At 39.8% G+C, this 15450-nt stretch carries 1 protein-coding gene and 2 pseudogenes; all 3 read left to right on the top strand.

The features are described 5' to 3' along the window. Positions 1–779: 779 nt before the first annotated feature. Positions 780–12584, top strand: a pseudogene (locus D1093_RS10440) (hypothetical protein); the annotation flags it as partial. Positions 12585–12815: 231 nt separating this feature from the next. After that, a pseudogene (locus D1093_RS10615) lies at positions 12816–13925 on the top strand (Vomp family autotransporter); the annotation flags it as partial. Between the two features lie 584 nt (positions 13926–14509). Next, on the top strand, positions 14510–14698 hold the full coding sequence (locus tag D1093_RS10445; protein ID WP_280178765.1) for a YadA-like family protein: 189 nt from the start codon (positions 14510–14512) through the stop codon (positions 14696–14698). Positions 14699–15450: the final 752 nt, after the last annotated feature.

Here is a 15450-nt window from a genome sequence, read left to right on the forward strand (position 1 = left end):
TATTAAGTAACCAAACACCTAATAAATAAAATAGTCTTAATATTTAAAATTCTCAAAGATCTTTTTCCAAGCCTAAAGAGTAAACCGCAACCAAGTTTTTATTAGAGTCTAAATGTGTCTTTTTTATGTCCTTATAAACATATTTCCAAAATTTCTTATTTAGATCTCGTTACAGAAAGCACACACAAAACACGACAAAAGACTCAAAACGTCTTTATTCAAAGAGCCACTCTCAACTTCCAAATCTACCTGAGCAAGTGGCTAATAGAAAAATATGTCTTTTTTATGTTTTTGATGTGTTTTCAGATTTTTTCATTGGAGAGTTTGTTATGAAAAAATTATATGCCACACAAAGAGCGAGTACTTTGAAAGTTTTTCGTTTTTCTTTTGTGAAAGCGCTTTCATTAGCCACAGCGACTACATTTTTATCAAATATTTCGCCTGTATTTGCTTCGAATCTTGCGATAACAGGAGCAAAGGTTTTGAGTCAAGATAATCCAAATGTAAATTATTCTAAAGGCAGTCATGGCAGTATTGTTCTTTCTGGTGATGATGATTATTGCGGTGCGGATAATGTTATTGGTCGGGGAGGAACCACTAAGCGTGGTGGGAAGAAAATAACTGCAGAAGAAGAATATCGGAGATTTCTCGAAGAAGTAAAGTTTGGAAATTTTTCTCCTTATAGTCACAGCGATAAGCAACTAGTTTGGACTGGTAATGGGCAAACCAGTGGGAATATTGGTTATATGGGAGGTTTGACTAGTGGTGATGCGAATATAATGCCTGAGGCTTTTGGTGTTTATTCTTTTGCCACTGGTTGTGGATCTGCGGCACAGGGGAGTTATTCAACAGCATTTGGTGCAAATGCAACGGCCCTTACGGGAGGGTCATTAGCCTTTGGTGTTGCGTCGCTTGCTGCTGGAAAGGTGAGCATTGCTGTGGGTGTAGGATCGGAAGCAAAAGGAGATTCTTCTGTTGCTTTAGGTGGGCTGGCAAATGCAGCAGGGGAGATAAGTGTTGCTATTGGTCATAAGGCACAATCAACAGGAAAATTTGCTATTACTATGGGTGATCAGGCGCAGGCGACAAAAGAAGATAGCTTGGCTATAGGTCGCATGGCGCATGCTTTGGGGAAAAGCAGCACCGCACTAGGTTCCGAATATAATGTAAAAAGTGAACACGGGGACAATGATTATACCACTGCTCAGGGTGATTATTCAACAGCTTTGGGTGCTGTTTCTAAAGCTTTGGAGTATGGTTCAACGGCTGTTGGTCATCGTGCATACGCAACGCAAAAAGAGGCAGTTTCTATAGGATTTTATTCAAGAGCAAAAGCAGATCACGCTGTTGCTTTAGGTGCTGATTCTATAGCGACCGTTGAAGCTGGTGTTGCAGGTTATAGCCCTTTTTTACAGGGTGTAGCGACAGATACGACCTTTACATGGAAAAGTACTTATGGTGCCGTGAGTGTTGGTGATATTACTAATGGCAAAACACGACAAATTGGAGGAGTCGCAGCAGGTAGTGCGAATACTGATGCAGTGAATGTTGCGCAGCTAAAGTCATTAAAAATGTACGTAGACAAAGGGTGGAAACTATCTGTTGACGGTAAAAATGCTAAAGCTGTGGGGATAGACAATACGGTAGATTTTGCGACAGGAAGTAACAACCTTAGCATCACCAAAGGCGAAAAAGACAATAACATAAAATTTGATTTAGCAAAGAACATTACACTAGATAGTGTAACAGCGGGGAAGAACATTTTTGATGCTACGGGCTTGAAAATTACAGATGGTCCGCAAATCACTACTGCTGGTATTAATGCAGGTAGTAAAAGGATTACAAATGTAGCCAATGGTACGGATACGACCGATGCGGTGAATTTTGGACAATTAGACAAAGCAAAAAAAGAAGTTCAAGAACAAGTAGAAAAACAAGTTCAAGAAGTCGAAAAGCAAATTGCATCCAATAGCTTTGTAAAACAGGATGCTGTGACACAACACATCACCATTGGTAAAGATACAGGTGGTGATAAAATTGATATTACCAATAATAACAAAGAAACACGTACGCTTACGGGTATAAAGAATGGTGACATCTCAAAAGATTCAAAAGAAGCTGTCACTGGTTCACAGCTTTTTGAGACAAATCAAAGTGTAAATACTGTTTCCAGTAATCTCCAAACTGCTGCCACAGATATAGCCAAGTCCTTTGGTGGTGGTGCTGGATATAAAGATGGCAAATGGACCGATCCAACTTTTACAGTGAAAACTGTTACCGATGAAGGCAATGAAGAGAATGCAACTTATCATAACGTAGCTGAAGCTTTAACAGGGGTTGGAACGTCTATTACGAATGTTAAAAATGAGATTACCAAAGAGGTTAATAATACGATTAACACTGTTAAAGGCGATTCCTTATTGTGGAGTGCAGATGATCAAGCCTTTAGTGCGCAGCACAAGAATGAGGGCGCAAAAGCCAATAGCAAGATTACACATCTTTTGGATGGTAATATTGCGTCTGGTTCAACAGATGCCATTACGGGTAATCAACTTTATTCTTTAGGTGATAAGGTTGCGACCTATTTTGGTGGTAATGCTCGTTATGAGAATGGCGTATGGACCGATCCAACCTTTAAAATTAAACGCGTTAAAGCTGATGGTACAGAAGATGAACAAAATTATACAAGTGTAGCCGCAGCTTTTGAAGGTGTTGGTACTGCTTTCACGAATATAAAAAATGAAATGACCAACCAGATTAATAATGCGATTACCAATGTACAAGGTGATAGCCTTATTAAGAAAGACCCAAAGACAAATTACATCACGATTGGTAAAGAAGTAGCTGGTGGTGAAATCAATATTGCTAACAACGCAAACGAAGCACGAACCCTTTCCGGTGTGAAGGATGCGGTGAAAAATAATGAAGCTGTCAACAAGGGGCAGTTTGATAAAGGTATCGAAAATGTCAGTAAAGACATCACGAATAAGTTCAATGACTTTACGCAAAACATAACGAATATTACGCAACAAGTCCAAGGTGATGCTTTGTTATGGAGTGAGAGTGAGAATGCCTTTATTGCGGCTCATGGTAAGGATGATGCAAAGACCAATAGTAAAATTACACATCTTTTAGATGGTAATATTGCTTCTGACTCAACAGATGCCATTACAGGTAAACAGCTTTACACTTTGGGTGATAAGGTTGCTCAGTCTTTCGGTGGCGATGCTCGTTATGAGAATGGTGAATGGACATCTCCAACATTTAAAATTAAAACTGTTAACGGAGAGGGTGAGGAAAAAGAAGAGACTTATAAGAATGTATCTGAAGCTTTAACGGGAGTTGGTACGTCTATAACGAATGTTCAGAATAAAGTTACTGAACAGATTAATAATGTGGTTTCTCAAGTTGCCGCCAATAGCTTTGTACAACAAGATGATACAACAAAGCGTATAACCATTGGAGCAAAAGAAGAAGGCAGTGAAATCAATATTGCCAACAAGAATAATGAAGATCGTATACTTTCCGGTGTGAAGGAAGCGACAAAGAATAATGAAGCTGTTAACAAAGCTCAGCTTGATACAAATATCAAGAAAGTTGAGGAGAAATTAGCAGAGGCAGTTGGTAATGTGACACAACAAGTTCAGGGCGATGCTTTATTGTGGAGCAATACTGATAACGCCTTTGTAGCAGATCATAAGAAGGATGGAGTAAAAACAAAGAGTAAGATTACCCATCTTTCGGACGGTAATATTGCTTCTGGCTCTACAGATGCAGTTACAGGTGGACAACTTTATTCGATGAACGAGCAGCTTGCGACCTATTTAGGTGGCGGTGCTGGCTATGATGAAAAAGGAAACTGGAAAGCGCCAAGCTTTAAGGTAAAAACAGTTAAGGCTGATGGTAACTCTGAGGAGAAGAACTATAGCAATGTATCAGCTGCTTTTGAAGGTGTTGGTACTTCTATCACCAACGTTCAGAATAAAATTACCAATGAAATAACCAATCAGATTAATCATCTTCAGTCAGATGATTCAGCGGTTGTTCATTATGATAAACAAAAGAATGGAGCCATTGATTATGCGAGTGTAACGTTTGGTGGGAAAGATAAAACCCTCACAGCACTTCACAATATTGCTGATGGTCAGATTGCGGATAAATCACATGATGCAATTACAGGTGGACAGATTAATAGCATTTCTCAAGATGTTGCAAGGTTTTTAGGTGGTGGTGCAGCATTTAGTGGTGGTGCTTTTACACAGCCCACCTATAAGTTATCTCAGGTTGATGCTAATGGTAAGGTAAATCCGACTGAGTTTAAAGACGTTGGCTCAGCTTTTTCTGGTCTCGATGAGAATATTAAGAATGTTAATGATCGGATTAAGGAAGTTTCAGAAGGCGTTGCACAGGATTCTTTAAATTGGAATGAAAAAGAAAATGCGTTTGTTGCAAAGCATGGCGATGAAAAGACGAATAGCAAGATCAAGTATCTTGCCAATGGCGACATTAATTCTAGCTCAAGTGATGCTGTAGCGGGTTCCCAACTTTATAGTTTGGGAAGCAATGTTGCACAGTCTTTAGGTGGTGGAGCTGGTTATGAGAATGGCAAATGGATTGCTCCAACTTTCAAAGTTAAGACAGTTAAGGATGATGGTGCCTCTGGCGAAGAAAGCTATAGCAATGTAGCGGAAGCTTTAACTGGAGTTGGTACATCTTTCACGAATATCAAAAATGAGATAACCAACCAAATTAATCATCTTCAGTCAGATGATTCAGCAGTTGTTCATTATGATAAAAAAGAAAAAGATGAAATTGATTACACGAGTGTGACTTTCGGTAAAGGTAAGGATTCAGCAGCTGTAGGTCTTCATAATGTTGCTGATGGTCAGATTGCGGATAAATCACATGATGCAGTTACAGGTGGACAGATTAATACGCTCTCTCAAGATGTTGCTCATTTCTTAGGTGGTGAAGCAACCTTTAAGGATGGTACATTTACAGGTCCTACCTATAAATTATCTTCAGTTTCTGAAGAAGGTACGGTTACGGATAAGTCCTTTACCGATGTTGGCTCAGCTTTTTCTGGTCTTGATAACAATATTAAGAATGTGAATGATCGGATTAAGGAAGTTTCAGAAGGCGTTGCACAGGATTCTTTATCGTGGAGCAAGGATGACAATGCCTTTAGCGCGCAACATGGAGAAGGTAAAGAACGAAAAGCGAGCAAGATTACTCACGTTTTGGATGGGAATATTGCTTCTGGTTCTACAGATGCGGTTACCGGTGGCCAGCTTTATTCGATGAATAATACGTTAGCGAGCTATTTTGGTGGTGGAGCTGAATATAAAGAAGGCAAATGGGTTTCTCCAAACTTCAAAGTTAACACAGTGAATGTTGCTGGCAATAAGGTTGAAGAGAAGAGCTATGATAACGTTTCTGCGGCTTTTGAAGGAGTAGGCAGTTCTTTCACCAATCTTCATAATGAAGTGACAAATGCCATCACGGATATTAACAATCACATTAACGATGTGGTGAGTGATAGCCTTGTTAAGCAGGATGCTGACAGCAAAGTTATCAAGATAGGTGCGGAAACAGGTGGAACAAGCATTAACATTGCCAATAGTGGAGATGCTGCACGGACTCTTACAGGCGTAAAAGCAGGAGCGCTTACAGAAACATCAACCGATGCCGTAAATGGCTCTCAGCTTTATTCGATGAATAATACGTTAGCGAGCTATTTTGGTGGTGGAGCTGAATATAAAGGAGGCAAATGGGTTTCTCCAAACTTCAAAGTTAACACAGTGAGTGCTGATGGCGATAAGGTTGAAGAGAAGAGCTATAAAACAGTAGCTGAAGCGTTTGCAGGAGTTGGTAGTTCTTTCACGAATATTCATAAAGAGCTTAAGAATGAGATTAACCAAGTTGTGGGTGATAGTCTTGTTAAGCAAGATGAGAAGACACATGTCATTGCGGTTGGAGGTGAAAAGAGCGGTACGAAAGTTACGTTTGCGAATACTGATGGTGCAGCACGGGCTCTCACAGATGTAAAAGCAGGAGAGCTTACAGAGGCATCGACTGATGCTGTGAATGGTAGTCAGCTTTTTGCGACCAATCAGAATGTTACGACAGTCACGAATGATCTAAAAACAGTTTCTGATAATACTTCGAAGTCTTTAGGTGGTGGAGCCGATGTATTGAAGGGTGTTTCACCAACTTATACAGTGCAGGATAAGAGTTATCAGAGTGTAGCAGATGCGTTTGGTGGTGTTGATCGTTCCTTCACAAAGCTTCACGAAGAGATTACGCAAAACACGAATGATGTTTCTGAAAATATTAAGCAGAACGCGCTGTTATGGAGTGATGAAGATCATGCATTTGTTGCGACACATGGCACTGATGGTGATAAGAAGAACAGCAAGATCACATCTCTTGCGAATGGTAGTGTCACTGAAGGTTCAACGGATGCGATCAATGGCTCTCAGCTTTATGAAACCAATCAACATGTGAGCACTGTATCTAAGACACTTGACACAGCAGCTACGGATATAGCTAAATCCTTTGGTGGTGGAGCTAAGTATGAGAGTGATCAGTGGATAGCTCCAACTTTCAAAGTTTTACAATTTTCTGGTGATGGTAAGTCTTCTGAGGAGACATATAACAATGTTGCCGATGCATTTGCTGGTGTGAATAGTTCTTTCAAGGGTATTCATAATGAAATGACGAATGCTGTCACGAATATTAACAATCAGATTGACCAGGTTGTTAGTGATAGTCTTGTCAAGAAAGATGCTACAACGAATCTCATCACCATTGGAAAAGAAGTTGCTGGCACCGAAGTCAATATTGCCAACAAGGATCAAGAAGCTCGTACACTTTCAGGTGTTAAAGCGGCAGTAAATGATAATGAAGCGGTTAATAAAGGCCAGCTTGATAAAAGTTTAGAGCAGCTTTCTAACAGTCTTCAGTCGGATGATTCAGCGGTTGTTCTTTACGATAAGAAGGACAATGGTGAGACTGACTATGCAAGTGTGACTTTTGGCAAAGGTCAAAATGCAGCTCCTGTTGCTTTGCATAATATTGCTGATGGTCAGATTGCGGATAAATCACATGATGCAGTTACAGGTGGACAGATTAATACGCTCTCTCAAGATGTTGCTCATTTCTTAGGTGGTGAAGCAACCTTTAAGGATGGTACATTTACAGGTCCTACCTATAAATTATCTTCAGTTTCTGAAGAAGGTACGGTTACGGATAAGTCCTTTACCGATGTTGGCTCAGCTTTTTCTGGTCTTGATAACAATATTAAGAATGTGAATGATCGGATTAAGGAAGTTTCAGAAGGCGTTGCACAGGATTCTTTATCGTGGAGCAAGGATGACAATGCCTTTAGCGCGCAACATGGAGAAGGTAAAGAACGAAAAGCGAGCAAGATTACTCACGTTTTGGATGGGAATATTGCTTCTGGTTCTACAGATGCGGTTACCGGTGGCCAGCTTTATTCGATGAATAATACGTTAGCGAGCTATTTTGGTGGTGGAGCTGAATATAAAGAAGGCAAATGGGTTTCTCCAAACTTCAAAGTTAACACAGTGAATGTTGCTGGCAATAAGGTTGAAGAGAAGAGCTATGATAACGTTTCTGCGGCTTTTGAAGGAGTAGGCAGTTCTTTCACCAATCTTCATAATGAAGTGACAAATGCCATCACGGATATTAACAATCACATTAACGATGTGGTGAGTGATAGCCTTGTTAAGCAGGATGCTGACAGCAAAGTTATCAAGATAGGTGCGGAAACAGGTGGAACAAGCATTAACATTGCCAATAGTGGAGATGCTGCACGGACTCTTACAGGCGTAAAAGCAGGAGCGCTTACAGAAACATCAACCGATGCCGTAAATGGCTCTCAGCTTTATTCGATGAATAATACGTTAGCGAGCTATTTAGGCGGTGGAGCAGGCTATGATCATGAAGGTAAATGGAGCGCTCCAAGCTTTAAGGTTAAGAAATTCGATGATAATGGCAAGGAAACAGAGCAGGAATATACAACTGTAGCTGAAGCCTTTGAAGGCGTGAATCAATCATTCACGAATATTCATAATGAAGTGAATGAGCAAATTAACCAAGTTGTAGGAGACAGCCTTGTTAAACAAAATGAAAAGACACATGTCATATCGGTTGGTGGTGAAACGAACGGTACTCAAGTAAATTTTGCCAACAGTGATGGTATAGAACGTGTCCTTTCTGGAGTTAAAGCAGGTAAACTTTCAGCAAACTCGACAGAAGCAGTCAATGGTTCTCAGCTTTATTCTTTAGGGGACAATGTTGCGCAGTACTTTGGTGGTGGGGCTGAGTATAAGGAAGGCAACTGGACCGGCCCAAGCTTTAAAGTTAAAACAGTTAAGGATAATGGTGAATCTGAAGAGCAAGAGTATAAGAATGTAGCCGAAGCTTTGACAGGAGTTGGCACTTCTTTCACGAATATTAAGAATGAGATCACCAATCAGATTAATCATCTTCAATCAGATGATTCAGCGGTTGTTCATTATGATAAAAATGAAAAGGATGAAATTGATTATACGAGTGTAACTTTAGGTAAAGGTAAGAATTCTACAGCTGTTGGTCTTCATAATGTTGCAGATGGTCAGATTGCCAATGGTTCACATGATGCAATCACTGGAGGTCAGATCAATACCATTGGTGAGAGTATTGCTAAGTTTTTAGGAGGTGAAGCATCCTTTAAAGAAGGCGGTCTTACACAGCCAACCTATAAATTATCTGATGTTTCTACAGAAGGTAAGGTAACGGATAAGACGTTTACCGATGTAGGTTCTGCGTTTACTGGTCTTGATAAGAATATCAAGAATGTGAATGATCGAATTAAGGAAGTCTCAGAGGGAGTTGCGCAGGATTCGTTGTTATGGAGCAATGATCATAATGCGTTTGTAGCAACGCATGGAGAGAAAAAAGCAAACAGCAGGATTACGTCTCTTGCGGATGGTAATATTGCGTCTGGCTCTACGGATGCTATTACGGGTAACCAACTCTATTCTCTGAACAGTATGATTTCGACCTATTTAGGTGGAGGTACGAAATATGAGAATGGAGTATGGACGGCACCAGACTTCAAAGTTAAGCAGTTCAATAAGGATGGTCATCCTGAAGAACAGATCTATCACAATGTTGCGGATGCGTTTGCAGGTGTTAGCACTTCTATTACAGATGTTCATAATGAGGTAAACAATCAGATTAGCCAAGTTGTTAGTGATAGCCTTGTTAAGCAAGCAAAAGAAACAGATCCGATTACCATAGGTAAAGAAGTCGCCGGCACTGAAGTTAATATTGCCAACAAGGATAGAGAGGATCGTACACTTTCTGGTATTAAGGCAGCAGAGAAAGATAATGAAGCAGTTAATAAAGCGCAACTTGATCAAAGTTTGGAGAAACTTTCTCACAGTCTTCAATCAGATGATTCAGCGGTTGTTCTTTACGATAAGAAGGAAAATGGTGAGACAGATTATACAAATGTAACGCTTGGAAAAGGTCAAAAAGCAGCCCCTGTTGCATTGCATAATGTTGCAGACGGTCAAATTGCTGACAAATCCCATGATGCGGTTACAGGCGGTCAGATTAACACGATCTCTCAAGATGTTGCTAAGTTTTTAGGTGGAGATACAAGTTTTGAGAAAGGTGTCTTTACAGGACCAAGCTATAAATTATCGAGTGTTGATACACATGGTCAGGTAAAATCGACAGAGTTTAAAGATGTAGGTTCAGCATTTGCAGGTCTTGATACGAATATCAAGAATGTGAATGATCGAATTAAGGAAGTCTCAGAGGGAGTTGCCCAAGATTCTTTATCATGGAGCCAAGATGACAATGCCTTTAGTGCGCAACATGGAGAAGGCAAAGACAGAACAGCAAGCAAGATTACCCACATTTTGGATGGTAATGTTACTAAGGGCTCTACGGATGCGGTTAATGGTTCCCAACTTTATTCGATGAACAATACATTGGCGAGCTATTTGGGTGGTGGAGCTGAATACAAAGAAGGCAGCTGGGTAGCTCCAAGCTTCACAGTTAATACAGTGAATACTGCTGGCGATAAGGTTGAAGAGAAGAGCTATGATAGTGTTGCAGCAGCTTTTGAAGGAGTAGGAAGTTCTTTCACGAATCTTCATAATGAAGTGACGAATGCCGTTACGGATATTAACAATCATATTAACAATGTTGTGAGTGATAGTCTTGTTAAGCAGGATGCTGAGAGCAAGGTGATCAAGATCGGTGCGGAAAAAGGTGGTACCAGCATTAACATTGCCAACAGTGGTGATGCCGCTCGGACCCTTACGGGCGTGAAAGCCGGATCGCTTACAGAAGCATCAACCGATGCCGTGAATGGCTCTCAGCTTTATTCGATGAATAATACGTTAGCGGGCTATTTAGGTGGTGGAGCTGAATATAAAGAAGGCAAATGGGCAGCTCCAAGCTTCAAGGTTCATACAGTAAGTTCTGATGGTAGCAAGGTTGAAGAGCAGAGCTATAACACAGTAGCGGAAGCGTTTGCTGGAGTAGGAAGTTCTTTCACGAATATTCATAAAGAGCTTAAGAATGAGATTAACCAAGTTGTAGGAGACAGTCTTGTTAAGCAAGATGAGCAGACCCATGTTATTGCAGTTGGAGGTGAAAAGAGCGGAACTGAAGTTACGTTTGCGAATACTGATGGAGCGTCACGGAGCCTCACAGGTGTAAAAGCAGGAGCGCTCACCGAAACATCGACAGACGCAGTCAATGGTAGTCAGCTTTTTGCGACCAATCAGAATGTTACGACAGTAAGGAATGATCTTAAAACAGTTTCTGAGAATACTTCGAAGTACTTAGGAGGTGGAGCCGATGTATTAAAAGGTGTTGCACCGACTTATACGGTTCAGGATAAGAGTTATCAGAGTGTAGCGGAAGCATTTAGTGGTGTTGATCGTTCATTCACACAGCTTCATGAAGAGATTTCAAAGAATACGAATGAGGTTAGTGAAAATATTAAGCAGAATGCGTTGTTATGGAGTGAATCTGAGAAAGCCTTTAGCGCTCAGCATGGAGAAGGCAAAGAAAGAACCTCTAGCAAGATCACGTCTCTTGCGAATGGAGATATTACTGCAAACTCCACGGATGCGGTGAATGGATCACAGCTATATTCGATGAACAATACACTTGCGAGCTATTTTGGTGGTGGTGCTAAGTTTGAGAATGGTCAGTGGATTTCTCCAAGCTTTAAGGTTAATACTGTGAGTGCTGATGGTAGCAAGGTTGAAGAGCAGAGCTATGATGATGTAGCGAAAGCCTTTGCGAGTGTTGGTACATCTTTCAGCAATCTTCATAATGAGATGACGAATGCTGTTACGAATATCAACAATCAGATTAGCCAAGTTGTTAGTGATAATCTTGTTAAGCAGGATGCTACAACGAACCTCATCAACATTGGTAAAGAAGTAGCAGGCAGTGAAATCAATATTGCCAACAAGGATCAAGGGGATCGTACACTTTCTGGTGTTAAGGCAGCAGAAAATGATAATGAAGCGGTTAATAAAGCTCAGCTTGATCAAAGTTTGGAGCAGCTTTCTAACAGTCTTCAATCAGATGATTCAGCGGTTGTTCTTTACGATAAGAAGGAAAATGGTGAGACTGATTATACGAGTGTAACTCTAGGAAAAGGCTCGAATGCAGCCCCTGTTGCATTGCATAATGTTGCTGATGGTCAAATTGCTGAGAATTCGCATGATGCGGTTACAGGCGGTCAGATTAACACGATCTCTCAAGATGTTGCTAAGTTTTTAGGTGGGGATACAGCCTTTAAAGATGGTACCTTTACAGGTCCAACCTATAAGTTATCTCAGGTTGATGAAAAGGGAGAAGCGCATCAGGCAGAGTTTAAAGATGTAGGTTCTGCGTTTACTGGTCTTGATACGAATATCAAGAATGTGAACAATCATCTCACGAATGTTGTGCAAGACTTTACTCAACAAATCACGGATATTACTGAGGAAGTTAAGGGTGATGCGTTGTTATGGAGTGAAGATAAAGAGGCATTTGTAGCGACCCATGGCACTGATGCTGAGAAGAAGAATAGCAAGATCACGTCTCTTGCGAATGGAGATATTACTGCAAACTCCACGGATGCGGTGAATGGATCACAGCTATATTCGATGAACAATACACTTGCGAGCTATTTTGGTGGTGGTGCTAAGTTTGAGAATGGTCAGTGGATTTCTCCAAGCTTTAAGGTTAATACTGTGAGTGCTGATGGTAGCAAGGTTGAAGAGCAGAGCTATGATGATGTAGCGAAAGCCTTTGCGAGTGTTGGTACATCTTTCAGCAATCTTCATAATGAGCTTAAGAATGAAATCAGCCAAGTTGTTAGTGATAGTCTTGTTAAGCAGGATGAAGAGAGTAAGGTCATCAAGATTGGTGCAGAAAAAGAGGGAACAGAAATCACCATAGCCAATAGTGATGGTGCAGTACGTAGTCTCTCTGGTGTAAAGGCAGGGACCCTTTCAGCAGATTCAACAGAAGCCGTAAATGGATCACAGCTATATTCGATGAATCAGACGCTTGCGAGCTATTTTGGTGGCGGAGCTAAGTTTGAGAATGGTCAATGGATTTCTCCAAGCTTTAAGATATTGAGCTTTAACGAGGATGGAAGTTCTGAAGAAACGAGTTATAATAATGTTGCTGCAGCTTTTGCGGGTGTGAATCAATCATTCACGAAGCTTCACCATGAGCTTTCAGAGACTGTTGAGCAGAATGCGTTGTTGTGGAGTGATGCGGATGAATCCTTTGTTGCACTTCATGGCAAAGGTTCAGAGAAGCACAATAGTAAGCTTAGCCATCTTGTTGATGGAGATATTTCTGCGGGTTCGACAGAAGCGATTACGGGTAACCAGTTGTATCATTTGAATCAGACGTTAGCGGCTTATTTAGGCGGTGGAGCGCGTTATCAGGGAGGACAATGGACAGCACCTGAATTCCAAATAACGCAGTTCAAGAGTGATGGCAGTTCTTCAGAGAGTAAGAGCTATGATAATGTAGCCGGTGCATTTGAAGGCGTTAATGGAAGTTTGTCAGGTATTAACGATCGGATTAATAATGTCGCTGAAAATGTTACGTCGAACAGTTTGAGTTGGAACGAAGAGTTAGGAGGCTATGATGGTCGTCATGATGGTAAGGACAGTAAGATTACGCATGTAGCGGATGGTGACATATCGGAAGGCTCGAAAGAAGTTGTGAATGGGGGACAGCTCTGGGAGACGAACCAGAAAGTTTCTGCGGTTGAAAACCGTGTAGAGAGCATAGATCAACATGTTAAGGATGTTGAAAGTGCGGTTACGAACGGTGCTGTTAACTACGATAAGGATGCTGATGGCAATAAGACGAATAAAGTTACGTTAGTTGGAGGTAATGAAAGTGATCCTGTATTGATAGATAATGTAGCGGAAGGTCGGATTGAGAGTGGTTCGAAGGAAGCTATCAATGGCGGTCAATTGCATGATTATACGGAACAGCAGATGAAGATAGTTCTTGAAGATGCGAAGAAGTATACGGATGATCATATTACTGATATAGTCAACAATGGTGTTAGTGAGTCCAAAGCATATACAGATATGAAGTTTGAGACGTTAAATTATGCCGTTGAGGATGTCCGGAAAGAAGCAAGACAGGCTGCGGCTATTGGTTTGGCGGTATCTAATTTGAGTTATGATGATACGCCAGGAAAATTAAGCTTTTCATTTGGTAGTGGTTTGTGGCGCAGCCAATCTGCCTTTGCTATTGGGGCTGGTTATATGTCTGAAAATGGAAAGATTCGTTCTAATGTGTCAGCAACGAGTGCTGGAGGTCATTGGGGTGTAGGTGCTGGATTTAGGATCACATTGAACTAACAGTAAAAAATTCAAAAATAAATTTCCCTTCTCTTAAAACTAAGATGAAGGGAAATTTCTTTAAACACTTACGAATACCGATAGGGAATAAAGGAGTATTATCAATAGATATGCTTATTTTACTTTTTCACTGGTAAGTGCGTTGTGAAAAAATCAATTATCATATTAAAGTGGAGCGATTTGAGTATGCTGTATTTTCTCTGACTTTTATTGTTGTATAAAGAGTATTCCTTGGAACTTTAAAGGTTGTCTTTTTGTCAAATATTTTCTTTATAATAAAGAAAGAAATAAAATAGTGCCCTTAATCATAAGGGTATAATTTTTGCTGATAAAAATATGCAGTACGTTGTTTATAATGTTGCTAATGGTTAGACTACAGGGGGGCAAGTATTATCAGTTGCTATTTTCACTCGAGATCCTTTGTATGATTATACGGATGAATGCTTTAACAATATTGTCAATAATATTGTTAATGAGGTAAAATCTTATACAGATATAAAGAGTTTGAAGCATTAAGGTATGAAATTAGGGAAATTCGCAAAGAATCGCGACAGGCAGCGGCAATAAGTTTAGCGGTATCGAATTTGAGTTATGAAGAAACGCCTGGTTCTATAAGTTTATCAATAGGCACGGGGATGTGGCGCAATCAATCAGCCTTTGCCGTCGGAGCAGGTTATATTTCTAAAAATGGCAGAATTCGTTCTAATATATCCGCTACGAGTTCTAGTAGTCATTGGGGGGTAGGAGCGGGTTTAAGAGTAAAACTGAATTGATAGGGATTATTTAATCTTGTCGATGCATTTTGCATTTATATTTTTCTTTTATGAAGAATTAAGAATATTTTATGTCTGCAAAAAGCTTTCTATAGCAACAAATTTATTTATAAACTCTCAAAATTTTTCTAGAAATTTTTACTTAAACTGTTGAAAAAAGATCACATAGTTCTGTAAAAATATTCAAATTGATAAAAATTGTTATTTTTATGTTGCTATTTTATTGTAGGGGGTTTAGGGCTACATAAAGTACATTAGTAAGACTCATTTTGATCGAAATAACAATTCAAAGGGGGAGGATAAGTAATGCGCAAGAATTGGAACACATTAAAAAACCAGACTTACATCGCTGCATTATATTTAACAAAACAACAGAATAGCTAGATAAGTTTTATTAAGGAATTTAAATTCTTTTTAATATTATGGCTTTTTATTGATCTAAAGACTAAATAAATAGCGCTCCTTAATGAAAAAAAATAAACAACAATAAAACTACTCCTGTTAATTTTCATGAAACAACTGAATATTTAATAAATAAAATGCTTTTAATATCTAAAAACCTCAAAGATTTCCTTTCAACTGCATAAAGTAAACCGTAACCTAAATTTTATTAGAATCTAAATGTACCTTTTTATGTTTTTATAAACATATTTCCCAAACTTCTCATTTAGACTTCATTACAGAAAGCACACACAAAACACTCAAAACGTCTTTATTCAAAGAGGCACTCTCAACTTCCAATTATATCCAAC

Origin of the sequence: Bartonella kosoyi, assembly GCF_003606325.2 — a bacterium.
Taxonomy (GTDB): Bacteria; Pseudomonadota; Alphaproteobacteria; order Rhizobiales; family Rhizobiaceae; genus Bartonella; species Bartonella kosoyi.